General features: G+C 65.6%; 23 protein-coding genes. 15 read left to right on the top strand and 8 right to left on the bottom strand.

Annotation, left to right across the window (positions count from 1 at the left end):
- Positions 1–100 precede the first annotated feature (100 nt).
- The 3 genes from cimA (at position 101) to PU724_RS05745 (ending at position 3,464) form a co-directional block, all read left to right on the top strand.
- On the top strand, positions 101–1,717 hold the full coding sequence (gene cimA, locus PU724_RS05755) for a citramalate synthase (RefSeq protein WP_354420757.1): 1,617 nt from the start codon (positions 101–103) through the stop codon (positions 1,715–1,717).
- An 82-nt stretch (positions 1,718–1,799) separates the two neighbouring features.
- Positions 1,800–2,729 carry an EamA family transporter RarD gene (gene rarD / locus PU724_RS05750; protein ID WP_354420755.1) on the top strand — a complete coding sequence of 310 codons (930 nt, stop codon included), beginning with the start codon at positions 1,800–1,802 and terminating at the stop codon, positions 2,727–2,729.
- Positions 2,730–2,777: 48 nt separating this feature from the next.
- Entirely contained in the window at positions 2,778–3,464 is a 687-nt protein-coding gene (locus PU724_RS05745; RefSeq protein WP_127284301.1) for a glutathione S-transferase family protein, read from the top strand.
- A 7-nt stretch (positions 3,465–3,471) separates the two neighbouring features.
- Here PU724_RS05745 and PU724_RS05740 read toward each other — a convergent pair whose 3' ends face one another.
- Positions 3,472–4,470: a transporter gene (locus PU724_RS05740; RefSeq protein WP_354420753.1), complete on the bottom strand. Its 999-nt coding sequence runs from the start codon at positions 4,468–4,470 to the stop codon at positions 3,472–3,474.
- A 368-nt stretch (positions 4,471–4,838) separates the two neighbouring features.
- Here PU724_RS05740 and PU724_RS05735 point away from each other — a divergent pair, with 368 nt between their 5' ends.
- The 3 genes from PU724_RS05735 (at position 4,839) to PU724_RS05725 (ending at position 6,479) form a co-directional block, all read left to right on the top strand.
- A complete protein-coding gene (locus PU724_RS05735; protein WP_189521630.1) occupies positions 4,839–5,015 on the top strand; it encodes a hypothetical protein in 177 nt (58 codons plus the stop codon).
- Between the two features lie 154 nt (positions 5,016–5,169).
- Positions 5,170–5,544 carry a hypothetical protein gene (locus tag PU724_RS05730; protein ID WP_354420751.1) on the top strand — a complete coding sequence of 125 codons (375 nt, stop codon included), beginning with the start codon at positions 5,170–5,172 and terminating at the stop codon, positions 5,542–5,544.
- An 83-nt stretch (positions 5,545–5,627) separates the two neighbouring features.
- Positions 5,628–6,479 (top strand): hypothetical protein, encoded by an 852-nt coding sequence (locus tag PU724_RS05725; RefSeq protein WP_354420750.1) that lies wholly within the window; start codon positions 5,628–5,630, stop codon positions 6,477–6,479.
- Positions 6,480–6,525: 46 nt separating this feature from the next.
- Here PU724_RS05725 and PU724_RS05720 read toward each other — a convergent pair whose 3' ends face one another.
- On the bottom strand, positions 6,526–6,816 hold the full coding sequence (locus PU724_RS05720) for a muconolactone Delta-isomerase family protein (RefSeq protein ID WP_354420749.1): 291 nt from the start codon (positions 6,814–6,816) through the stop codon (positions 6,526–6,528).
- A gap of 117 nt (positions 6,817–6,933) precedes the next feature.
- On the opposite strand from PU724_RS05720, the gene PU724_RS05715 reads away from it, so the two are divergent.
- Positions 6,934–7,824 carry a LysR family transcriptional regulator gene (locus tag PU724_RS05715; protein WP_354420747.1) on the top strand — a complete coding sequence of 297 codons (891 nt, stop codon included), beginning with the start codon at positions 6,934–6,936 and terminating at the stop codon, positions 7,822–7,824.
- A gap of 62 nt (positions 7,825–7,886) precedes the next feature.
- Here PU724_RS05715 and PU724_RS05710 read toward each other — a convergent pair whose 3' ends face one another.
- Complete coding sequence (locus PU724_RS05710) at positions 7,887–8,498, bottom strand: LOG family protein (RefSeq protein ID WP_354420745.1); 612 nt, start codon at positions 8,496–8,498, stop codon at positions 7,887–7,889.
- A gap of 131 nt (positions 8,499–8,629) precedes the next feature.
- Between PU724_RS05710 and PU724_RS05705 the strand changes: the two genes are divergently transcribed.
- From PU724_RS05705 to PU724_RS05690, 4 genes are all read left to right on the top strand, one after another.
- The gene (locus PU724_RS05705) at positions 8,630–10,174 is read left to right on the top strand and encodes a LysM peptidoglycan-binding domain-containing protein (protein ID WP_354420743.1); all 1,545 of its coding nucleotides are present in this window, start codon (positions 8,630–8,632) and stop codon (positions 10,172–10,174) included.
- A gap of 102 nt (positions 10,175–10,276) precedes the next feature.
- Positions 10,277–10,624 (top strand): ArsR/SmtB family transcription factor, encoded by a 348-nt coding sequence (locus tag PU724_RS05700; protein WP_127394321.1) that lies wholly within the window; start codon positions 10,277–10,279, stop codon positions 10,622–10,624.
- Positions 10,625–10,642: 18 nt separating this feature from the next.
- Positions 10,643–12,523 (top strand): ABCB family ABC transporter ATP-binding protein/permease, encoded by a 1,881-nt coding sequence (locus tag PU724_RS05695; protein ID WP_354420741.1) that lies wholly within the window; start codon positions 10,643–10,645, stop codon positions 12,521–12,523.
- A gap of 259 nt (positions 12,524–12,782) precedes the next feature.
- Positions 12,783–13,124, top strand: a complete 342-nt coding sequence (locus tag PU724_RS05690) for an antibiotic biosynthesis monooxygenase family protein (RefSeq protein WP_128276060.1) — start codon at positions 12,783–12,785, stop codon at positions 13,122–13,124.
- On the opposite strand, the gene PU724_RS05685 is transcribed toward PU724_RS05690, so the two are convergent.
- Entirely contained in the window at positions 13,103–13,996 is an 894-nt protein-coding gene (locus tag PU724_RS05685) for an SMP-30/gluconolactonase/LRE family protein (protein ID WP_354420739.1), read from the bottom strand. The genes PU724_RS05690 and PU724_RS05685 overlap by 22 nt on opposite strands.
- 180 nt (positions 13,997–14,176) lie before the next feature.
- Between PU724_RS05685 and PU724_RS05680 the strand changes: the two genes are divergently transcribed.
- The gene (locus PU724_RS05680; RefSeq protein WP_354420737.1) at positions 14,177–14,875 is read left to right on the top strand and encodes a phosphatidylserine decarboxylase; all 699 of its coding nucleotides are present in this window, start codon (positions 14,177–14,179) and stop codon (positions 14,873–14,875) included.
- Between the two features lie 3 nt (positions 14,876–14,878).
- On the top strand, positions 14,879–15,697 hold the full coding sequence (locus PU724_RS05675; RefSeq protein ID WP_407046153.1) for a CDP-alcohol phosphatidyltransferase family protein: 819 nt from the start codon (positions 14,879–14,881) through the stop codon (positions 15,695–15,697).
- 105 nt (positions 15,698–15,802) lie between these two features.
- Here the strand turns inward: PU724_RS05675 and PU724_RS05670 are convergent, their stop codons facing one another.
- A complete protein-coding gene (locus tag PU724_RS05670) occupies positions 15,803–18,025 on the bottom strand; it encodes an AMP-binding protein (RefSeq protein ID WP_354420735.1) in 2,223 nt (740 codons plus the stop codon).
- Positions 18,026–18,329: 304 nt separating this feature from the next.
- Positions 18,330–18,737 (bottom strand): tautomerase family protein, encoded by a 408-nt coding sequence (locus PU724_RS05665; RefSeq protein ID WP_127310845.1) that lies wholly within the window; start codon positions 18,735–18,737, stop codon positions 18,330–18,332.
- Positions 18,738–18,851: 114 nt separating this feature from the next.
- On the opposite strand from PU724_RS05665, the gene PU724_RS05660 reads away from it, so the two are divergent.
- Positions 18,852–19,709: a LysR substrate-binding domain-containing protein gene (locus PU724_RS05660; RefSeq protein WP_354420733.1), complete on the top strand. Its 858-nt coding sequence runs from the start codon at positions 18,852–18,854 to the stop codon at positions 19,707–19,709.
- A gap of 139 nt (positions 19,710–19,848) precedes the next feature.
- On the opposite strand, the gene PU724_RS05655 is transcribed toward PU724_RS05660, so the two are convergent.
- Positions 19,849–20,745 (bottom strand): DMT family transporter, encoded by an 897-nt coding sequence (locus PU724_RS05655; protein WP_426213053.1) that lies wholly within the window; start codon positions 20,743–20,745, stop codon positions 19,849–19,851.
- 66 nt (positions 20,746–20,811) lie between these two features.
- A complete protein-coding gene (locus tag PU724_RS05650; protein ID WP_354420729.1) occupies positions 20,812–21,699 on the bottom strand; it encodes a DMT family transporter in 888 nt (295 codons plus the stop codon).
- Between the two features lie 303 nt (positions 21,700–22,002).
- On the opposite strand from PU724_RS05650, the gene PU724_RS05645 reads away from it, so the two are divergent.
- Positions 22,003–22,434: a nuclear transport factor 2 family protein gene (locus tag PU724_RS05645; RefSeq protein WP_127286736.1), complete on the top strand. Its 432-nt coding sequence runs from the start codon at positions 22,003–22,005 to the stop codon at positions 22,432–22,434.
- Positions 22,435–22,436 lie beyond the last annotated feature (2 nt).

Below are 22,436 nucleotides of genomic sequence, written 5' to 3'. Positions count from 1 at the left end.
GACGCTGCAGGACGAGCGCCGTTGGCAAGGCTGCCGATCTCCCCCCTTGCGGGGGAGATGGCCGGCAGGCCAGAGGGGGGTGCTCAAGCGCCTTTTCATCATGAAAAAACAAAGACTGTTCCTCTTCGACACCACCCTGCGCGACGGCCAGCAGACGCCGGGCATCGACTTTTCCGTCGAGGACAAGATCGCCATCGCCAAGTTGCTGGACGAGTTCGGCATCGACTATGTCGAGGGCGGCTACCCCGGCGCCAACCCGACCGACACCGCCTTCTTCCATCAGAAGCGAACGGCGCGGGCAAAGTTCGTCGCCTTCGGCATGACCAAGCGGGCAGGCGTCTCGGCCTCCAACGATCCAGGGCTGGCGGCGCTCGTGCAGTCGAAGTCGGACGCCATCTGCTTCGTCGCCAAGAGCTGGGACTATCATGTGCGTGTCGCGCTCGGCTGCACCAACGAGGAAAACCTCGACTCAATCAAGGTGTCGGTCGAGACGGCGGTCGCCGCCGGCAAGGAAGCGATGGTCGACTGCGAGCATTTCTTCGACGGCTTCAAGGCCAATCCCGCCTACGCGCTTGCCTGCGCCAGGACCGCCTACGATGCCGGCGCGCGCTGGGTGGTGCTGTGCGACACCAATGGCGGCACGCAACCTTCGGAAGTGCGCGCCATCGTCGAGACAGTGACCGCCGCAGGCATTCCGGGCGAGCATCTCGGCATCCACGCCCATGACGACACCGGCCAGGCGGTAGCCAATTCGCTGGCCGCCGTCGAGGCCGGCGTGCGCCAGATCCAGGGCACGCTGAACGGCATCGGCGAGCGCTGCGGCAACGCAAATTTGATCTCGATCGTGCCGACGCTTTCGCTGAAGCCGGCCTTCGCCGACCGCTTCGAAACCAGCATTTCGGCCGAGGCGCTGACCGGCATCTCGCGCCTGTCGCGCGCCTTCGACGAATTGCTGAACCGCGCGCCGGAAGCCCAGGCGCCCTATGTCGGCGCTTCCGCTTTCGCCACCAAGGCCGGCATCCATGCCTCGGCGCTGGCCAAGGAGCCGGCGACCTACGAGCATGTGCCGCCGGAAGCCGTCGGCAACCGCCGCCGCGTCATGGTCTCCGACCAGGGCGGCAAGGCGAATTTCCTCGCCGAGCTGAAGCGGCGCGGCATCGACGTCCCGAAGGACGATCATCGGCTCGATGCGCTGATCGCCGTGGTCAAGGAACGCGAGGCCTCGGGCTATGCCTATGAGGGTGCCGACGCCTCGTTCGAGCTGCTCGCCCGCAAGATGCTGCACGGCCTGCCGGAGTTCTTCAACGTCACCTCGTTCCGCTGCATGGTCGAGCGCCGCTTCGACGCCAACGGCCAGCTGAAGACGGTTTCGGAGGCGATCGTCAAGGTGATGGTCGACGGTGAGGAAAAGATGTCGGTGGCAGAGGGCCACGGCCCGGTCAACGCGCTCGACATCGCCCTCCGCAAGGATCTCGGCAAATACCAGAACGAGATCGGCGACCTCGAGCTTGCCGACTTCAAGGTGCGTATCCTCAACGGCGGCACCGAGGCCATCACGCGCGTGCTGATCGAATCGCACGATTCCAGCGGCGCCCGCTGGTGGACGGTCGGCGTCTCGGAAAACATCATCGACGCCTCTTTCCAGGCGCTGATGGATTCGATCATCTACAAGCTGATGAAGAACCGCGACATGGCCGGGCTGGTGGCGGCGGAGTAGGTTGAACCATCACAGAAAGTCCATTGATCCATCAGCAATTTGCGATGGTCTTGGGCGGGCGTCTGGCGCATAGCGTTGGGCCATGGCTACCGAACCCGATCAGCTCGATGCAGACGCCAAGGCCCGCCGCGGCTTCCTCCTGGCGCTGGGCGCCTATCTGCTTTGGGGGCTGCTGCCCTTCTACATGAAGGCTGTCGCGCATCTGCCGCTGATCGAAGTCATCTCCCACCGCATCGTCTGGTCGGTGCCGATCGCGGCATGCGTGCTGGTCTGGGCCGGCCGCACAGCCGATTTCAAGGCGGCGATCCGTTCGCCGAAAAGCATCGCCATGGCGGCGCTGACGGCGGTGCTGATCTCGATTAACTGGGGCATCTACGTCTGGGCGATATCCGTCGACCGCACCGTCGAGACCGCGCTCGGCTATTACATCAACCCGCTGGTGGTGGTCGTCGTCGGCGCGGTGCTGCTCGGCGAGCGGCTCGACCGGCTGCAGATCGCCGCGGTCGCGCTGGCGGCGATCGCGGTGATGGTGCTCACAATCGAGGCCGGCAAGCTGCCCTGGGTGTCGCTGGCGCTTGCCTTCTCCTTCGCCGCCTACGGCTTCTTCCGCAAGACGCTGCCGATTGGCCCCAGCCAGGGCTTTTTGCTCGAAGTGCTTTTGCTGTCGGTGCCGGCGCTTTGCTACATCGCCTACCTGATCGCCACCGGACAGGACCATTTTGTCTCGGGCAACGGCACCGATACCGCGCTGCTGATCGGCTGCGGCCCGGTCACCGCCGTGCCGCTTCTGCTCTTCGCCTTCGGCGCCAGGCTGCTGCGCCTCTCGACCATCGGCATCATGCAGTACATCGCGCCGACCATGGTCTTCCTGATCGCCGTGCTGGCCTTCAACGAGCCGTTCGGCACAACGCAGGCCGTCGCCTTCGCGCTGATCTGGACGGCGCTGGCGATGTACAGCTGGTCGATGTTCAGGGGCCGCGAGGTTCGCCAACCGGCGCCGGCGGCAAGATAGAAGCGGTTTTCCGTCCGGAACTGCATGAAACGAGGAGGGGCGCGCCCGATGTACGTTCTGCACATTGGCAACAAGAACTATTCCTCCTGGTCGCTGCGGCCATGGGTGCTGATGCGCACTCTCGACATTCCCTTCGAGGAGCGACTGACGCCGTTTCCGACCGGATCCAGTTTCAGCCTTTTTCGGTCGTTCTCGCCCAATGGCCGAGTGCCGTGCCTGGTCGATGATGGCTGGGCGGTCTGGGATTCGCTCAGCATCGTCGAATATCTGGCCGAGCGCCATCAGGACGTGTGGCCGGCGGACGCCAGGGCGCGTGCCTGGGCGCGCTCGGCCGCAGCCGAAATGCATTCGAGCTTCACCGCGCTCCGCAACCTCTGCCCGATGAGCTGCGGCGTGCGCGTCGAGCCGTTCCCGATGTCCGATGCGCTGAAGCAGGATCTCTTCCGTCTGAGCGATCTTTGGAATGACGGCCTCGCCCGCTTCGGCGGCCCGTTCCTGGCCGGCGACCGCTTCACCGCCGCCGATGCCTTCTTTGCGCCGGTGGCGTTCCGGGCGCAGTCCTATGGGCTCGAATTCGAGGGCGCTGCGGCCGCCTATCCGAAGCGGCTGCTCGACCTGCCTGCGATGCGCGAATGGTACGCGGCGGGACTTGCCGAGACATGGCGCGAGCCCGAGCACGAAGCGGAAGTCCGCGCCGCCGGCGCCATCGTCGAGGATCTGCGGGCGACGGCGTAGGTCGCGCCTATACCCGCCCGAGCCGCCTGACGAACAGATAGACGGCGCCGGCGACCAGCAGCGACAGCGCCGTTACCACCCAAAAGCCCATCGGCGAATCCAGCAGCGGCAGGCCGCCGACATTCATGCCGAACAGACCTGAAATGATGGTCATCGGCAAAAGCACCGCCGTCATCACCGACAAGATGTAGAGCAACTGGTTGGACTGCATCGTCAGCTTGGCCATAAGCTCGTCCTGCAGCAGCCTTGTGCGTGCCTGCAGCTGCTCGCCGTCGTGATAGAGCGTGTGCGCCCGGTGCGAGAGTCTTGCGGCCATGTCGTTGACCGCATCGGGCAGATCGTTGCGGTGCGAATGGTCGAGATGCCGAAACAGGCTGGTCAGCGTCGCCATCTGCCGGTGGATCACCACGAGCTGCCGGCGCGCGTCGACCAGCGCCTGCCGCTCGCTGTGCCATGCGTCGCAAACGATGCGGTCCTCGATGCCGTCGAGCGTCTCGGAAAGGCCGCCAAGTTCGGCCGCCATGCCGTCCAGAGACTGGCCCATCACCGCCTCGATCAGCTCGGCCGGCGAGCGGAATTTTCGCGTGCCGTTCTCCACCGCCTTGCGGATGGTGTCGACCGACTGCAGCGGCTGCTTGCGGGCGCCGATCAGCATCCTGTCGTTGAGCGCGAAGCGGAAATGGCCAAGCCCGCGCGCCTCGGCCGAATAGTCGTGGCGCAGGTCCGGCAGGTCGCCATAGAGCCAATCGTCCTCGAGGTCGATGTGGCAGCCGTGGCTGGCGCTAAGGAAGGCTTCGCGCACGGGAGGCGGCAGCGCCTGCTCGCCGGCGATCTCCTGGCGCGCGCGTATGTCGGAGATCTGATAGCTGCGCCAGATCCAGTGCGCGTCGGCGGCATCCTTGGTGCGCATGCCCTCGGCGGTGAAATGATAGAGGAAGAACAGCCCGTGCTCGTCGGGCAGATAGGGCGACAGGCTCTTGTCTTCCGAGGCGAGGGCGATGTTCATGGCGGCTTTGCCGGGTCTTGCAACGGTCCAGGTCGCTGGGGCGGCCAAGCCAGGTTTCTAGCATGGCCGCCGCCGTTGCGTGTGACGGTTCCGTGACGCTGGAAGCTGTGCACGGAACCGCCATCCCTGTGATGGTTGGCCAGCCATCCCCGCCTGGCATGCGTTGCATATGCCGCCTGCGGTAGTCAGTGCAGATAGCCAAGCAGCCACAGAATGAGGATGATGGGCAATGGTATTCCAATGAGCCAGAGCAATGCGCCTCGCAGCATGACGATCTCCTGAATTGCTGTTGTCTGAGCCAACGCTAACGCTGCGGCTTGGTTCCGAGACGTAAATCTGGTGCAGTGGCTCGGCAGGCGGGGGAACCGATGCTCAAATGGGGCGCAATCCTGGGCGTGATCGGCTTTCTTGGTGGCTTCGTTGGCCCGGTCATCTTCACGCCGGAAGCCAATCAAGGTCCGCTGCTCGGCATCTTCGTCACCGGCCCGCTCGGCTTCGTACTTGGTCTGATCGTGGGGTTCGTGCTGTCGCTGCGGGCGGGCTGATGACAACGCCCGCCCTTGTCCTGTCGCCGGTCGCGGCAAGGGCGCGTTGGGGCGTTCACAACGCCGCGGACCTGTCCCTCTCTCGTTACGGGCCATTAATTCCAGCCTGCTACTCCAGGCTGTGTCCGACCGGCCATGACAAATGGGGGCAGCCATGGGCCAGCGCGCATTCATCACTTTGCTCATCCTGCTGGCGCTGTTTGTGGCGTTCTCGGCAACGCCGTTTCCGGGCGCGATGATCGGCTTTTTCTTCGGGATCGCGGTTGCCTTCTTCATTGCCGGGCCGACGATGCTGATCGGCCAGGCACTGGAAAAGGCCGGCATACCGGTGAGCGGCACGGCGGTTCTGTGGGCGCTGGGCGGTCTCTACGGGCTGCTCGTCCTTGCCGCGGCCTTCCAGATATGGCGACGGCTGCAGCAGCAGAACCCGGACGCGGCGCGATCGGCCGGGCTGCGGCTGGCGCTGCTCATCGCGCTGCCTTCGATTGCCTGGCTTTCCGTAAACGCAATGAAGAATGCCTGGCCGTGAGGTCTGGGCTGGGGCGATGTGAACTGGCAAGATGGACCATTCCTACTGGACGCGATCCGGGAGGCGAGGGCCAGGCGATGACTTTGCTTCAGTTCAATGTCACCGGCGAACAAGTCTCGGACGATGAAACGGAAGAGGTCATCCGCAAGGCGGAGCCGCATCGCGACCTGATACGCTACCGCCCCGGCGGCAGTGCGTTGTTCGTCCGAGTGAGGGTGAACATGGCGCTTCTGCGGGCTGCTGCTTCGCTGCCTGTCCTGCTCCTGAAGCTCACCCCGCGGGCAAACGAATTGACGCCGCGTGACGCCCTGCTGACACCCAAGGGGTCGAGCCGGAACTACGCGTTTTTCGAAAGACTGTGCGAGGAACTGATCACCGCGAGCTGCCCCGCATGCTACATCGCGGAGCAGCATGGCGATGGGCGCCGGGACTTTTACTTTGCGACCGAGGATGTCGTCGGCTTCGAGCGGATAGCCCGCGCCACCGCCGAGGCGTCGGCCTTTCCGCTCGCCGTCGAACAGCATTCGCTTGGCGCGGTGGCGGCGCTTATTCTTCCTGCCGAGGCGATTGGCGACCTCAATCTGGAAATCGCCGCGAGCGCCCGCATCCGGCCGACCCGCTTCGAGTTCTGGGGTGCAGAGACTTCCCTGGCAAAGCTCCGCGCCGAACTCGAAAAGCGCGGCTATCGCTTCCTTGGTGTCGAGGCCTTCGCGCGCGAATTGCACATGGTCAAGGATGTGCCGATCGATGGTGAGGGATTCGGGTCGGTGCTGAAGGAGATTGTTCCCCTGGCCCGGTCGTTGCAATGCAGCTATCGCGGCACCGAAACGGTCGAGGGGCACGAGCAGTTCCTGCTCACCAACCCTTTGCCCGAGCGATACACCGCACCTCGAGCAAGCATTTTCCGTCGCATGTTTGGTCGTGGAGGTTCATGAGCGCCGCCGATTTCACGGCGGCACTCATCTCCAGCTCTCGGCCGCCTCAGCGCTTCGGGCCGAAGCCCGGATAAGGGTTGAGCGGCACCACCGCGGCGATATCCATCATGCCGGCCTTGACCAGCGGCAGCGTGGCGAGATGGCCGCGCACTTCGGCGTCGTCAGCCGCCTCGAACATCATGCCGCTGCCGGGAATGTCGCCGCGGTTCCACACCTGGCGCACCGCGCCATCTGCATAGAGCGTTCGGCGCTGCTCGGCCTCGCCGGGCAGCAGCGGCGCGAAATCGGCGTCGCTGAACTTCTGGGTGTTGCGGGTGAGAAGGGCAAAGAACTGCATGGCTGTCTCCTAAAGATCCTGATTGGGATGGCGGAATTGTCGCCGCCGCTGGTCAGACAGTCCAAGACTGATTAGGCTAAAGTTGAGACCCTGAGGGACTAGCCACCAGGAGCGAAAATGTTCGATCTGCGCCAGCTCCGCTATTTCGTGACGGTTGCCGAGACGGGCAATGTCGGCCGCGCCGCCGAATTGCTGCACATCTCGCAGTCGCCGCTCAGCAGGCAGATCATCCAGCTCGAGGAGCAACTCGGCGTCGCCCTGTTCGAGCGTGCAAAGCAGCGGGTGCATCTCAATGCCGAGGGCCAGGCTTTCCTTGTCGAGGCGAGGGCGCTGCTGGCGGGTGCAAAGCGGCTGGAGACGTTCGGCCGGGATCTTGCGGCGGGAACTGCCGGCCGTCTTGCCATCGGCTATGTCGAGGGCGCGGTGCATGCGGGGATCGTCGCCGGCATGCTGAGACAGTTCCGCCGCGACCGGCCGCAACTGAACCTCAGCCTGATGAGCCTGCGCTCGGCCGCGCAGCTGGAGGGGCTGCGCCAGCGCACGCTCGATCTCGGCTTGGTCTATTCGCCGCCGCCGGCCGACTATCCCGAAATCGCCTCGATGCTCGTCCGGCGCGAGCCGCTGGTGCTGGCGATTCCCGAGGGCGACGCGCTTGCCGCCGTTCTCGACATTCGCCCGCATCATCTCGACGGCCGCACCTGGATCACCGTGGTGCGCCAGCCGGCCGACACCAACCGCGGACAGTTCCTCGCCGCTTGTATCGAGGCCGGATTCGTGCCCGAAATTGCCTATGAGACCGCCGATCCGCTGACCTCGCTCGGCCTCGTCGGCGCCGGCCTCGGCCTGGCGACGGTGCAGGAGAGTCTGCGCAGCGCAGCGCCGCCGGGGATCGTCTTCCGCGATCTGCCCTGGTTCGGACGCAGCGTGTCGATCCACCTCGCCTGGCGTCGGCAGGATCGGCGGGCGGTGATCGGGGATTTGAGGAAGGCAGTAGGCAGTAGGCAGTAGGCAGTAGGCAGTAGGCAGTAGGCAGTAGGCAGTAGGCAGTAGGGCTGTTTTCCCCTACCGCCTTACATCTTGTCTATCACCGACTGCACGCCTTCCGTCGGCGCGTCGACGGAGGAGCCGGCCACCATGATGGCGGCGACGATCGCTTCGGGGTCCTCGACCACCAGCGGCTTCACCCGGTGTGCGGTATGGATGAAGCCCTCGGCCGACATGTGGTCGAGCAGCGCCAGCATCGGATCCCAGAAGCCTTTGATGTTGGCAAAGACGATCGGCTTGCGATGATGGCCGAGCTGGCCCCAGGTCATGATCTCGACGATCTCCTCGACCGTGCCGATGCCGCCTGGCAGCGCCACAAAGGCGTCGGATTTTTCGAACATCCTGTGCTTGCGCTCGTGCATGTTGTCGGTGATCACGAGCTCGTCGAGCCGGTCAAGCGCGGTCTCGGTTGCTTCCCTGTTGATGAGGAAGCGGGGAATGATGCCCGTCACCTTGCCGCCGGCCTTGAGCGCGCCCTCGGCGACGGCGCCCATGATGCCCTTGGTGCCGCCACCATAGACCAGCCTGAGGCCGGATTTGGCGAGCGAGCGGCCGAGCAGGTGGCCGGCCTTGACGTAGGTTGCATCGCGGCCCGGAGACGAACCGCAATAGACGCAGACGGATCGAATCGTGTTCATGCCGATGATTGGTGATAGGGACGGCAGGCATGGTCAAGCCCGGGACAGGCTTTTTCTTGGCCGGCCGTTTTTCTTGTGGGACTCGCTAAAACACGCTAGACCGGCGTTAGGTGGCTAAGGGGCAGTCAAAAATGGCAATTAATCCATTGAAGGCGTTGTTGTTTACCGCGGGCGGCGTCGTCGCCGCGGCGGGAACCGCCTATGTGTCGGGGGCGCTCGATCCGTATCTCAATCGCACGCCGCCGGCCGAGATCGCGGCGCTGGCGCCGGGCGAGACCAAGCCGGCGGAAACGAAGCCGTCAGATCCGGGCACCGAGGGGCGCCTTCCAGCCGCGCCGGCACCGGCCACCGACGCTATGGCTCCGGCCGCGCCTGCTGCGCCTGCGGCTGAGGCTCCCGCGGCGCCTGCCACGCCGCCCGCCACGACCGGTTCGGTCGCGCCGACCTTCGATGTCGTGCGCGTCGAAAGCAATGGCTCGATCGTCGTCGCCGGCAATGCGGCGCCCAATTCCAAGGTCGAAATCCTCAACGGCGCGACCGTGATTGGCTCGACCGTCGCTGGTCCCGACGGCGCCTTCGCCATCGTTCTCGACGATCCGCTGAAGCCCGGCGATTACACCATCACGCTGCGCTCGACGACCGGCGATGTCGTGACCGCTTCGGTGCAGACCGCTGTCGTTTCGATCCCGCAGAATCCGGCCGGCCAGGTGCTGGCGATGGTCGAGGAGCCGGGCAAGCCATCCGAACTGCTCACCGTCCCGGCGCCGGAGACCCAGCCCGCGGCGCCCGCCGCCGGCGACCAGGCGGCCGCCCCTGCGGCGGAAGGGCCCGCAGCCACCGCGCCAGCGCCGGCAACACCGGCTCCGGCGGCGCCGGCGGCCGTGGAAGCGGCACCAGCGCCCGCTGCTCCGGCAACGGCGCCCGCAGCGCCGGCGGCCGAACCCAAGATCGTCGTCGAAGCGGTCGAGATCGACGGCAACAAGATCTTCGTCGCCGGCACGGCCGATCCCGGCCTCAAGGTGCGCGCCTATGCCAACGATATCCTGCTCGGCGACGCCCAGACCTCGCCCGACGGTCATTTCCTCATCGAGGCCACCCGCGACATTCCGGTCGGCAGCTATACCATACATGTCGATGGCCTGGGCGACGACGGCGTGAAGGTGGTGGCCCGCGCCGCCGTGCCGTTCGAGCGCGAGCCTGGCGAGTCGGTCGCCGCCGTGGCGCCCGCCGCAACCAAGCCTGCTGAGGCAAAGCCGGCCGAGACGAAGCCGGCCGCGCCGGCGACAGCGGCCGAGGCGCCTGCTGCCCCGGCGGCTGAACCCGCCGCGCCCGCGACGACCGCCGAGGCGCCCGCTGCTCCTGCGGCCGAAGCGCCGGCCAAGGTCGCGGCGGCGACGCCGGACGTGCCGGAGACGGTGGCACCCAAGCTCGAACACGCCGACGGCGCCGTCATCATCCGCCGCAAAGACACGCTGTGGCGCATTTCGCGGCGCGTCTATGGCCACGGCGTGCGCTACTCCACCATCTATCTCGCCAACCAGGACCAGATCAGGGATCCCGATCGCATCTGGCCCGGCCAGGTGTTCAAGGTTCCCGGCAAGTCGAAGGAAGGCGAGGCCGCCGACATGAAGGCGATGGGCGACCAGATGACGACGGCGCCGACGAAGACGGAGTAGGAGTTCGGCGATTGGCCAATCTCCCCCTTGCTGGGGCGATGACCCTACTACCCACCAGCCTGGCTTGCCCTGTCATCGTTCATCGTCTATCGCCGATGAACGATGACAGAATCCCTGGTTGAATCCGCTCCTGCGAACAGCGCTCATCCCGCCTGCGCCCCCGACAGCCGCGCCGTCGCAGCGCGGTTCGCGGCGCTTTCGCATCCGGCGCGCATCGAGATCCTCAGGCATCTCGCCGCAAGCCGTTCCTGCTGCTGTCGCGAGGTGGTCGACCATCTCGACCTCGCCCAGTCCACCGTCTCGCAACATCTGAAGATCCTGGTCGAGGCCGGACTGGTCCGTTTCGAGCCCGACCGCCAGCGCTCGCGCTACGAAGTCGACCACGCGGCGCTCGCCGATGTCTCGGCATCGCTCTCGGCGCTGGTCAAATCCTGCTGCTCCGTCGGCTAGAACAAGAAGGCAAAAAGAATGGCCGGAAAAACCGTCTCCGATTCATCGACCCTCGCGACGTTACGCAATCTGTGGCCCTATATGTGGCCGGCGGACCGCGCCGACCTGAGGGCGCGCGTCACCTGGGCAACGCTGCTGCTGGTGGTCGCCAAGGTGACGCTGGTGGCCGGTCCGTATTTCTTCAAATGGGCGACCGACGCGCTGGCCGGCGCCGCGAAGACGCCGCCGCCGCTGCCGTCCTTCCTGCTTGCGCCGGTTATGCTGGTCGTCGCCTACAACGTGCTGAGGCTGGTGCAGCTCGGCTTCAACCAGCTGCGCGACGCGCTGTTTGCCCGTGTCGGCCAGTATGCGGTGCGCCAGCTCGCCTTCCGCACCTTCGTCCACATGCACCAGCTGTCGCTGCGCTTCCATCTCGAGCGCCGCACCGGCGGCCTGTCGCGCATCATCGAGCGCGGCACCAAGGGCATAGAGACGATTGTGCGCTTCATCATGCTGAACACGGCGCCGACCATCCTCGAATTCGCGCTGACCGCCGGCATCTTCGCCTTCACCTATGGCTGGAAATACGTGGCCGTGGTCGCTGTCACCGTCTGGGTCTATGTCTGGTTCACGGTCAAGGCCAGCGATTGGCGCATCTCGATCCGCCGCGACATGAACGACAGCGACACCGACGCCAACACCAAGGCAATCGACTCGCTGCTCAATTTCGAGACGGTCAAGTATTTCACCAATGAGGCCATGGAAGCCGAGCGTTTCGACCGCTCGATGGCGCGCTACGAGATCGCCGCCACCCGCACCTGGACCTCGCTCGGCTGGCTGAACTTCGGCCAGGGCGTCATCTTCGGCCTCGGCACCGTCATCGTCATGTGCATGTCGGCGCTGGAAGTGCAGGCCGGCACGCAGAGCGTCGGCGACTTCGTCTTCATCAACGCCATGCTGATGCAGCTTTCCGTCCCGCTCAACTTCATCGGCTTCATCTATCGCGAGATCCGCCAGGGGCTGACCGACATCGAGCACATGTTCGACCTGCTCGACGTGCCGCAGGAAATCGTCGACAAGCCGGACGCCAGGCCTTTGCTGGTCGGCGCGGGCAAGGTCGAGTTCCGCGACGTGCATTTCTCCTACGATCCGAACCGCAAGATCCTGAAGGGCGTCTCCTTCGAGGTGCCGGCGGGCAAGACGGTCGCCATCGTCGGCCCATCCGGCGCCGGCAAGTCGACCATCTCCAGGCTGCTCTTTCGCTTCTACGACGTGCAGTCAGGGCAGGTGCTGATCGACGGGCAGGACATCAGGGACGTCACCCAGGAGAGCCTGCGCGCGGTGCTCGGCATGGTGCCGCAGGATACCGTGCTGTTCAACGACACCATCGCCTACAACATCCGCTATGGCCGCGTCGGCGCCAGCGAGGAGGAAGTGCGCAAGGCTGCCGAGCTCGCCCAGATCGGCCCCTTCATCCAGAAACTGCCTGAGGGCTACCGCTCGATGGTCGGCGAGCGCGGACTGAAGCTCTCCGGTGGCGAGAAGCAGCGCGTGGCGATCGCCCGCACGATTTTGAAGGCCCCGCCGATCCTGATGCTCGACGAGGCGACCTCGGCGCTGGACACCCAGACCGAGCAGGAGATCCAGGCAGCCCTCGACCTCGTCAGCAAGGGCCGCACCACCATCGTCATTGCCCACCGCCTGTCGACGGTGATCTCGGCCGACGAGATCATCGTGCTCAAGGACGGCCAGATCGCTGAACGCGGCACCCATGCCGCGCTGCTGCGCAAGGATGGCCTCTACGCCTCGATGTGGGACCGCCAGCGCGAGGCGACCGAGGCCGAGGAGAGGCTGCGCGTTGCCCGCGAGAGCGACGAGCTGGGCGTCATCGTGCGGAGAAGGACGTCGGAGGTTAGTTAGCGCCTCTTCCTTCTCCCCTTGCGGGAGAAGGTGTCGCCGAAGGCGACGGATGAGGAGTGTTCCAGCTTGGCGATATGTTGAAATCGCTGCAGCCGCGTTTCTTCCAGCACCCCTCATCCGTCTCGGCGCTGCGCGCCGATCCACCTTCTCCCACATGGGGAGAAGGGGAAAATTCCCCTTGACCTCAACTTACCTTGAGCTTGCAAACCGTCTCCGAGCCCCTGCGAAACGAGCCTTTCCAGAACGGAGACAGATCGAAATGAGCAAGACAAGTCAAGGCAATGGCAGCGTGTTCCGGGTCGACAAGTTTGTCGTTCCGGCGGCGGCTCGCGAGGAGATCATCGGCAAGGTCCGGATGACCCACGAACTGCTGCGCCAGCAGAGCGGCTTCGTGCAGGACTTCCTGCTCGAGCAGTTCTCCGGGCCGGGCGAGTTCAACCTCGTCACCATCGTCGAATGGGAAAGCCAGGCAGCGGTCGACAAGGTGGTGCCGATCGTCAAGGCCGCGCACGAGCGCATCGCCTTCAGCCCGCAGGAGACGATCGCCCGGCTCGGCGTCAGGGCCGATATCGCCAATTATCAGCGTTTGCCGGAACTGTAGGCAGGCCAACCCGCGCCAGGTGCCGGCGCTTCGACGCTCAGCACCTGGCCGGTACGGGCATCGCTGATCATGTGCTCGAAGCCGCGCCATTCGGCGGCGGCGATATAGAGCGTCCTGCCGTCAGGCCCGCCCAGCATGCAGGCAAAGCAGCCGCGATCGGCCTCGACCCTGTCGAGCTTCATGCCGCCTTCGCGCACCCTGACGCAGTGTTGGTTGGGCACGTCGGCGTACCAGACGCAGCCCTCGGCATCGATGCATATGCCGTCGGGATAGTCGCCGCCGAGGTCCGCCCAGACGCGGCGGCGGGCAAGGGTGCCGTCTTCGGCGATGTCGAAGGCGGTCAGCCGGTTGGCGTGCGACTCCGCAACGATCAGCGTCCTGTTGTCCGGCGTCACCGCCATGCCGTTGGCGAAGGCGATGTTTTCGGCCACCTGGCGGATCGTGCCGTCCGGCTGGATCAGCACGATCGTGCCCGGTCCGAAATGTTCGCCCGGCGCCGGTGCCGGCCCACCGCCATTGACGTAGATGTTGCCGCGCCCGTCGACGACGATCTCGTTCCACGGGCTTTTCGACAGCGGCCTGAGATCGGCATGGGTGGCGAGCGTTCCATCAGCCTCCTGCCGCAGCAGAAGGCCTTCCCGGCCGGAGACGACGAGCAATCGCCCATCCGGCAGCCAGTCGATCGAATAGGGCAGGGTGGCCGGTATTGTGAGCATGATTTCGCTGTTGCCGTCCGCATCCACCGCGACGATCTCGCCCGTGCCCCAGTTGCAGACCCACAGCCGTCCGTCATGCCAGCGCGGCGACTCGCCGAAGGCGAGACCCTCGGTGATGAGATTGGCATCAATTGCAGACGATTTGGGCGATGGCATTTGGCGGGCTCCCTTGGCGAGTTGTCTAGCCAAGGACGAGTGGCAAGGTCGAGTTCCGACAGCACAGGCAAAAAAATGCATACCTCCGGTGACCCGCCGAGCCTCGCCCATTGTTGCGTTGCGGGCAGGGGGGCTTTCGGCTATTGAGGCCGGACCTGAAACAGGGACTGCCCCCATCCCATGAGCATCGTCGATACGATCAAGAATACGCTCGTTCCGATCCATCGCGAGGGCTATCCCTTTATTGCCGCTTTTGCCGCGGGCACGCTTCTTCTGGGTTATTTCTCCTCGATCCTGTTCTGGATCGGGCTGATCCTCACCGCCTGGTGCATCTATTTCTACCGCGATCCCGAGCGCGTCACCCCGGTCGACGACCGGCTGGTGGTGAGCCCGGCCGATGGCGTCATCTCGGCGGTCGGTCCCGCCGTGCCGCCGCGCGAGCTTGGTCTCGGCTCCGGCGAGATGACCCGCATATCGGTGTTCATGAACGTCTTTTCCTGCCATGTGAACCGCGCTCCGGTGCGTGGCCGGATCGCCAGGATCGAGCACCGGCCCGGAAAATTCCTCAACGCCGAGCTCGACAAGGCAAGCTCGGAGAACGAGCGCAACGGGCTGGTCATCGATAGCCCCAACGGCACCGTCGCCGCCGTGCAGATCGCCGGCCTGGTGGCGCGGCGCATCGTCTGCTGGGCCGAGGCCGGCGGATCGATCGCCATCGGCGAGCGCTTCGGCCTGATCCGCTTCGGCTCGCGCGTCGACGTCTTCCTGCCGCTGAACGCCGTGCCGCGCGTCGCCGTCGGCCAGACGGCCGTCGGCGGCGAGACGGTGCTTGCCGAATTCGGCGGCGCGGCGGTGACGCCGCTGGTCAGGATTTCCTGAGCCGTGGGCGCGCCCTTCAAGAAATTCGAGGCGCATGCCAGCGGCGGTCCGCGCATCCGTGAAATCCCGATGCGCATGGTGCTGCCCAACCTGGTCACCGTGCTTGCCATCTGCGCCGGCCTCTCCGGCATTCGCTTCGGCTTCCAGGACCGCTTCGAGCCGGCGGTGGTGATGGTGCTGCTCGCCGCCTTCCTCGACGGCATAGACGGCCGCCTGGCGCGAATGCTGAAGGCGACCTCGAAATTCGGCGCGCAGATGGATTCGCTGGCCGACATCGTCAATTTCGGCGTGGCGCCGGCGCTGGTGCTCTATGCCTTCCTGCTCGACCAGGCCGGCTCGTTCGGCTGGATCGCGGCACTTCTGTTCACCATCGCCTGCGGCCTGCGGCTCGCCCGCTTCAATGTGCTGGATGATGAGAAGGCCGACCGGCCGCTGTGGCAGAGCGAATATTTCGTCGGCGTGCCGGCGCCGGCGGGCGCGGTGCTGGTGATGCTGCCGCTCTACCTCTATTTCCTGCGGCTGGGACTCGAGCCGACCCGTCTCGCCGCCTTTGTCGCCACCGGCTTCACCGTGCTCGTCGCCTTCCTGCTGGTCAGCCGGCTGCCGGTCTATTCGGGCAAGAGCATCAAGGTGCCGGGCGACAAGGTGCTGCCGGTGATCCTTGCCGTCGTGCTCTACGTCCTGCTTTTGATGACCTATCCCTGGTACACGCTGACCGCCTCGGTCGCCGGCTATCTCGTCTTCCTGCCGTTTTCCGTGCGCGCCTATTCCAAGCGCGCCATGCGCGAAGGCGAGAAGGTGCCGCCGTCGGACATCGGTTAGAGCAATTCCAGGAAAAGTGTGTAACGGTTTTCCGTCCGGAATCGCGTAGAAACAAATAGTTAGAGCGGTCGGCGGTTCCATGAAACGCTGAACCGCTCTAGCACGCTACGCCGCGGCGCTCAGACCTAGCCGGTCGATCGCCAGCCTGCGGGTCGAGACATAGTCTGTCTTGCCCGAGCCCAGCACCGGGATCTCCTCCACCTTGACGATGTCGTTGGGCACCATCAGTTCGGCCGCGCCCGCCTTCTTGCCGAAGGCACGCAGTTCCTCCGCGCTGGCGTCATCGGCCGTGGTCACCAGCACGATGCGCTCGCCGCGTCTCTTGTCCGGCACCGCCACGGCGGCGTGGCGCTCTTCCGGCCACAGCGACTGCACCAGCATCTCGACGGCGCCCAGCGACACCATTTCGCCGGCGATCTTGGCGAAGCGCTTGGCGCGCCCGCGAATGGTGATGAAGCCGTCGCGGTCGATCGAGACGATGTCGCCGGTATCGTGCCAGCCATCGAGCGGCTGCAACTCGCCCGGCCGGTCGGCGGTCATGTAGCCCATCATCATGTTCGGCCCGTCGAGCCACAGCCGGCCGGCGTCATCGATGCCTTCGACCGGCTCGAGCTTCATGCGGATGGCTGGCAGGGCCCGCCCGACCGTGCCGTCGCGGCCATGGATGGCGGTGTTGACGGCGACGACCGGCGCGGCCTCGGTCAGGCCGAAGCCCTCGATGATCGATGCGTCGAAGCGCTCGCGGTAGACACGGCGCGTCTCCGGCTTCACCGCCTCGGCGCCGGCGACGACGAAGCGCAGGCTGGAGAAATCGCCATCCTTGGCGGTGCGCGCATAGTTGGCGAGGAAGGTGTCGGTGCCGAACATGATGGTCGGCCTGACCTTGCGCGCGATCTCGGGGATGATCTTGTAGTGGAGAGGGGACGGGTAGAGGAACAGCTTCACGCCGGTGACCAGCGGCAGGATGGTGCCGCCGGTCAGTCCGAACGAGTGGAACACCGGCAGCACGTTGAGCAGGATGTCGGCGGGCGAGATGGTGATGCGGGCCTCGGCCTGCATGGCGTTGGCGTAGAGGCTCTTGTGCGACAGGACGACCGCCTTGGGCGTGCCTTCCGAGCCTGAAGTGAACAGGATCACCGCCGGCTTCGCCGCATCCTGTGGCCGCAGCGGTAAGCGCCACAAGAGGGCGGCGGCGAGCTTGTCCAGCATCGTCACGCTCTGGCGCACATCCTCGAGCCACAGCAGCCTGGCGCCACCTGCCTCGACCGCCTCGACGATGTCGGCGAGCCCAGCCTTCTCGATGAAGGCGCGGGACGACACGACCGTTCTGATGATGGCGGTGCGCACGGCGGCGGTGACGCTCGCCGGTCCCGCCGTGTAGTTGATCATCGCCGCAACCCGGCCGGCCGAGATCAGGCCGACGAAGGACAGCACCACGCCATTGGCGTTGGGCAGCAGCAGGCCGACCGCCTCGCTCGGCGCCGTCACCGCTTCGAAGCGGCGCCCCAGGACGCGCGCGCCGATGAACATCTTGCGGTAGCTCAGCGCGCCCGAGATGACGTCCTCGATGATCGGATGCGAGGCGCCGACCCTGGTTGCCGCGTCGCGAATGGCGAGGAACAGGCCGCGGTCGAGATTGGTGCCGAACAGCCTGGCTTCCGCGAAGCGGTCGAACAGGGCGTTGGTGTTGGAGGCCTGGTCGGGATTGCGCGCCGCCAGCTCGGCAATCGTCATCGGCTCCAGCACGCTCACCGAAAGGCGCGGAAACCAGTGGCGCGGCGCCCTGTCGGCCGGGGTCAGCGATGCCGGCAGGTCGCGGGCGCGGGCGACGAAGATCGGCACGATGCTGGCGTCGGCCTGCATGGCGATGCGGGTAATGGCGCGGAACAGGCGGAACGACTTGATATCGGGCTCGACCGAATCGGGCAGGTAGACGGCGAGCTTGCCTTTGCCTTTCAAGACCCGCACCAGCCGGCGGCTGACGAAGACATGCTCGGCGTTGAAGGCGATGGTGCGGCCAAGCTCGCGCCATGGCTCCAGCCAGGGCGAGCGCGCCGAGGCGTCGTCGAGGATGTGCAGCGTGTCGTCCGGCAGCAGCGACAGCATCAGCGCCGGCTCGATGCGCGACTGGTGCGAAATCACATAGATGACCGGTGCCTTGGCATTGCGGGCGATGCGGATGCGCTCGTCGGCGATGCGGTAGGCGAGCTTGAACGGCACATAGAGCAACGCCTGCGTGAAACGCAGGCCGAGGCGCACCGATTCCAGCACGCCGATCAAAAGCCAGGCCGCGACGAGGCCTGCAAGCAGCGCCAGGGTCAGGATCATTGCCGCGCTCTCCCAACGTCCTCCACGTCGCGGCTCTTGAGTGGCCGCTTCGGCGCCAGAGGGTAACGGAAGTGGGAGCGACGTCAATGTGGACTGAGTGCCCTCTGGCCTTCTCTCCTTGTGGGAGAAGGTGGCCGAGCGAAGCTTGGTCGGATGAGGGGTGTTGGACGGATCACTGTTTTTGAAGATGTAGGTGCCTAAAAGCATTGGAGTTTTCGAGGTCGAGGTTCTTCCAACACACCTCATCCGTCTCGGCGCTACACGCCGATCCACCTTCTCCCGCAAGGGAGAAGGGGAGCGCTCTTTACGCCGCGTTCAACCTGCCGCTGATGAAGCGGAACTCCTGCGTCTTGCCGCCATAGCCATAAGCGGCTGCCGGCACTTCGTGCACGAAGGCATAGCTTTCTTCGTGGACGCCACCCAGCAGGCGGCCGAAGGCGGCGAAGATCGCCTTGAGATAGGCCTCGAGCTCGAGCTTGGTGTTGGTGCCGTCGACCACCTTGATGTCGAGCCAGAAGGTGTTGGTGCCGTGCTCTGCGAGCGACTTGCCGCCGGCGAACCAGTGCTGGGGATCGAAATAGCTGATCGCGACCGCGGTGATGGTCGGATCCTTGCGCAGATGTGTCGCGGTGAGCTCGGTCACCTCCCTGGCGATGGCGGCAGAGAGTGCGGCGTCGGGCTTGCCGGTGACGCTGACATTGATGATCGGCATTTTCTTTCTCCTCGTTGTGAGCGGCGCTTCCTCGCCGTTGGAAGAAACCATGTCACGATCATCGAATCAAAAAAATCGAATTGTTTTGAAGAAAAGATTCGATATCATCGAACTATGCAAACGCTGGACCCAGACCTTCTCAAAACCTTCCTTGCTTTCGTCGATGGCGGTTCGCTGGCGAAGGCGGCTTCCACCGTCGGCCGCTCGCCTTCGGCGGTGACGGCGCAGATGCAGCGGCTGGAGGAGATCGTCGGCGAACCGCTGCTTGCTCCCCAGGGAAGGGGGCGCGGCTTGACGCCGGCCGGCGAGGATCTGGTCGGCCATGCCAGGCGCATCCTCGCCGTCCACACCGAGGCCTGGCTGGCGCTGAAGGGCGCGCGTGCCGACGGCCGCCTCGCCGTCGGCACCACCCAGGATTTCGCTGATCGCGGCCTGCCGGAACTGCTGCGCGCATTCGCCGTTAGCCATCCGCGCGTCCGGATCGAATTGCGCGTTGGCCGCTCCATCGAACTCGGACAGGCGCTGCAGGCCGGCGAGCTCGATCTGGCGATCACCATGCGCCAGGCACCGGGCCCCGACGAGGTCGCCGTGATCGGCGAGCCGATGCTCTGGCTCTGCTCGCAAAAGGGGCTCGCCGCGCGCGAAGACGTCTTGCCGCTGGCGCTGCTCGACCCGCAGTGCGGCTTTCGCGAAGCGGCGCTCGCCGCCCTCGACGCGGCGGGCCGCCGCTACCGCATCGCCGCCGGCAGCGCCAGCCTTGCCGGCCTGCGCACGGCGGTCAATGCCGGCATCGCGCTGACCTTGCGCACGGCGCGCTTTGCCCATTCCGGCATCGTCGAAGCCCCGCGCGAGTTTGCGCTGCCGCCGGTTCCGACTGCCGAGTTCGCCATCCGGTTGGGTCAGAACGCCGGGCGGCCGGCTCGCGATCTGGCGACGCTTTTGAGCGCCGGTCTGGCATCGTCCGCAGCCTGATCGCCGCGCAAAGAAAAAGCCGACCTTGCGGTCGGCTTCTAAGGAGGGCGGATCGAGGGGTTTGGGGGGACTTGGGGGTGATCCGCCACAGCAACAATGCGCGGGCCCGATGATGGTTCCATGACCCGAAAAATATTTTTCAGTTGGCCGCGCGCCCTGCCGCCAGCCAGTCGCGCCCGGCATGAGCAAACACCGCGCAAAGCACGATCGCGCCACCGATGATGCTGGCGGCCGGCGGGATCTCGCCGAGGAACAGGAAAGCGAACGCGATCGCGAACGGCACTTCGGCCGAGCCGAGCAGGCCTGATTCGGACGCCGGGATCAGCCGCGAACCCTCCGTCCACAGGATCGACGCCAGCGCGAAGGAGCCGCCGAAGGTGGCCAGCAGGAGCGCATCCCGTGCCGAGACCGCCAGCGGATCGGTGACGAACCAGCCGAGGACGAACAGAAGGAAGGCCGACACCGCGCCAGCCCACACAACAGGCGTGTCGCGGAAGGCGCGCACCATGATCATGTACAGCGCGCTGCCGGTTGTCATCAGCAGCGCCAGCCCATCGCCGAAGAGATGGCCGGTGCCGAAGCCCGACCACACCATGATGCCGACGCCGCAGAGCGACACGGCGGCGGCAAGCATCGTCTGCAGCCGGAATTTTTCCCGCACCAGCAGGAAGGCGAGCAATGCGGCGATGAAAGGCGAGGTCGCGTAGATGACGGCGACATTGGCGACGTAGGTGAATTTGAAGGCCGCGATGAAGGCGATGCTGGCGGCTGCGCCTTCCAGCGCCAGCAGCCAGCCGCGCCAGCCGAGCCGCAGGCTTTCGCGCCCGCCGGAGCGGCGCCGCCGCCACAGCACATAGAGCGTGATCAGGATCGAGCCGACGAAACCGCGCCAGCAAGTGATGGTCAGCGGATCGGCGTGGATCGATTTTGTCAGCACGCCGGTGAGGCCGAACACGACGGCGGAAGCCGACACCAGGACGATGCCCAAGGTGCGCTCGGCGGCCCTGGTCGCGCCATCGGCCAATGCGTCAGTCATCTCGAGGGAATCGGTCATGTCCTCAGTCTACGTCGCCCTGCTGACATGGTTCCGTCAGTTGTCATGCTAGAGCCGTTTGCGGAAATGCTCGTTGCCGATGACGAGCAGGCCGGCGGCGACGATCAGCGCCGCCCCAAGGAACACCTCGCGGCGCGGCACGTCGCCCCAGATGGCGAAGCCGAGCGCGAAGGCCCAGACCAGCGACGTGTACTCGAACGGCGCCACGATCGACACCGGCGCCCTTTTCATGCCTTCGAACAGAAGATACTGCGCCATGCCGCCGAGCGCACCGACGCTGGCCAGAAGCAGCAACTGGCCGCCGTCGGGCGTCCGCCACCAGATCAGCGCCGGCGCCACGGAGAAGAGCAGGAAGTAGAAATTGTTGAGCACGAGCTGGATCGTCGTGCGCTCCTGCATCGCTATCTTGCGCAAAAGCACGACGGCGATGCCCCAAAGCAGGGCCGCGGCCAGCACCAGGACCATCGGCGCCGAGATGCCGAGATGGGTCGGATCGCAGGCGACGAATACGCCGGCAAAGCCGATCAGCACCGCCAGCCAGCGCAGCAGCGGCACCTTCTCGCCAAGCATGAACACCGACAGCACGGTGACGATGATCGGAGCGGCATAGTAGATGGTGGTGAGCTCGGCGAGCTGCAGGGTGCGGGCGGCGTTGTAGTAGCAAAGCCAGGCCGCCAGGGTGAAGGCGCTGCGCACCAGCATCGGCCTCACGATGGGCGAGCGCGCAGTATCGGTGAACAGGCGCCGCCCGCCGATCGCCGCGCAGGCGGCAAGAATGGTGACCGAGCGGAAGAACATGATCTGCCAGACGCTGATGCCGACGACCAGCAGCTTGATCGCCGCGTCCTGCGCCGAGAACAGGAAATAGGCGCCGCCGGTCAGGAGGATGCCGGCCAGCACCCTTTCGCGGCTATCGAGAATGGCGACATCGGCCATGCGGCACCGCTTTGCGGACGTTGCTTGGATTGAGCCAAACCCCTTGGCCCAACAGGACCAGCCTATACGGGCGATGGCCCGCACGGCGCTACGCCAGCTCCGGCCTTGCGTTGGGGCACAGGCCTGGCGGCCTGCATTCACCTGACGCTTGCGGCACACGGATGTTCGACGTCTTGCAATGCTGGACGGTCATCGCCCAATCAGGTAATTTTGCAACTCGCGGATTGATCGGCGCGGCTCACCCCGGCAGTGGACTATGGAGAGGCGCGCCAATGCGTGCGCTGCATAGGTCCGGAAGCTTCGATGACTGACGTGATCGATCGACTGGTGAGGGCGATGAACGCGCATCAGCTCGACGCTGTCGCCGCTCTCATCCACGAGAACTATCGAAGCGAACAGCCGACGCACCCGGGCAGAGCCTTCGTTGGCCGCGACCAGATGCGCGCCAACTGGGAGGCCATGTTCGCAGGGATACCTGACTTCCATGCGACGGTCATGCGCTCGGTCCGGGACGGCGACACGACCTGGACCGAATGGCATTGGTCCGGCACTCGCCGCGACGGAAAACCCTTCGAGGTGCGCGGGGTCACCCTGTTCGAGATCGTCGACGATCGGATCGTAAGCGGGCGACTGTATCTGGAGGACGTCGAGAGGCAGCCTGTCGGCATCGAAGACGCGGTCGAAGCCCTTTCCGGGCGCCGTCCGTCAACGGCCGGCAGCGAAACCTGTTCGTGAGC

Source organism: Mesorhizobium abyssinicae, assembly GCF_049887195.1.
GTDB lineage: Bacteria > Pseudomonadota > Alphaproteobacteria > Rhizobiales > Rhizobiaceae > Mesorhizobium > Mesorhizobium abyssinicae.
Note: the sequence above shows the minus strand (reverse complement) of the source record. Positions and strands in the feature narration are given on the sequence as shown.

Coding starts and splice junctions, on each gene's coding strand:
- cimA (WP_354420757.1), top strand. CDS start 101: ATGAAAAAACAAAGACTGTTCCTCTTCGACACCACCCTGCGCGACGGC.
- rarD (WP_354420755.1), top strand. CDS start 1,800: ATGGCTACCGAACCCGATCAGCTCGATGCAGACGCCAAGGCCCGCCGC.
- PU724_RS05745 (WP_127284301.1), top strand. CDS start 2,778: ATGTACGTTCTGCACATTGGCAACAAGAACTATTCCTCCTGGTCGCTG.
- PU724_RS05740 (WP_354420753.1), bottom strand. CDS start 4,470: ATGAACATCGCCCTCGCCTCGGAAGACAAGAGCCTGTCGCCCTATCTG.
- PU724_RS05735 (WP_189521630.1), top strand. CDS start 4,839: ATGCTCAAATGGGGCGCAATCCTGGGCGTGATCGGCTTTCTTGGTGGC.
- PU724_RS05730 (WP_354420751.1), top strand. CDS start 5,170: ATGGGCCAGCGCGCATTCATCACTTTGCTCATCCTGCTGGCGCTGTTT.
- PU724_RS05720 (WP_354420749.1), bottom strand. CDS start 6,816: ATGCAGTTCTTTGCCCTTCTCACCCGCAACACCCAGAAGTTCAGCGAC.
- PU724_RS05715 (WP_354420747.1), top strand. CDS start 6,934: ATGTTCGATCTGCGCCAGCTCCGCTATTTCGTGACGGTTGCCGAGACG.
- PU724_RS05710 (WP_354420745.1), bottom strand. CDS start 8,498: ATGAACACGATTCGATCCGTCTGCGTCTATTGCGGTTCGTCTCCGGGC.
- PU724_RS05705 (WP_354420743.1), top strand. CDS start 8,630: ATGGCAATTAATCCATTGAAGGCGTTGTTGTTTACCGCGGGCGGCGTC.
- PU724_RS05700 (WP_127394321.1), top strand. CDS start 10,277: ATGACAGAATCCCTGGTTGAATCCGCTCCTGCGAACAGCGCTCATCCC.
- PU724_RS05695 (WP_354420741.1), top strand. CDS start 10,643: ATGGCCGGAAAAACCGTCTCCGATTCATCGACCCTCGCGACGTTACGC.
- PU724_RS05690 (WP_128276060.1), top strand. CDS start 12,783: ATGAGCAAGACAAGTCAAGGCAATGGCAGCGTGTTCCGGGTCGACAAG.
- PU724_RS05685 (WP_354420739.1), bottom strand. CDS start 13,996: ATGCCATCGCCCAAATCGTCTGCAATTGATGCCAATCTCATCACCGAG.
- PU724_RS05680 (WP_354420737.1), top strand. CDS start 14,177: ATGAGCATCGTCGATACGATCAAGAATACGCTCGTTCCGATCCATCGC.
- PU724_RS05670 (WP_354420735.1), bottom strand. CDS start 18,025: ATGATCCTGACCCTGGCGCTGCTTGCAGGCCTCGTCGCGGCCTGGCTT.
- PU724_RS05665 (WP_127310845.1), bottom strand. CDS start 18,737: ATGCCGATCATCAATGTCAGCGTCACCGGCAAGCCCGACGCCGCACTC.
- PU724_RS05660 (WP_354420733.1), top strand. CDS start 18,852: ATGCAAACGCTGGACCCAGACCTTCTCAAAACCTTCCTTGCTTTCGTC.
- PU724_RS05655 (WP_426213053.1), bottom strand. CDS start 20,745: ATGACTGACGCATTGGCCGATGGCGCGACCAGGGCCGCCGAGCGCACC.
- PU724_RS05650 (WP_354420729.1), bottom strand. CDS start 21,699: ATGGCCGATGTCGCCATTCTCGATAGCCGCGAAAGGGTGCTGGCCGGC.
- PU724_RS05645 (WP_127286736.1), top strand. CDS start 22,003: ATGACTGACGTGATCGATCGACTGGTGAGGGCGATGAACGCGCATCAG.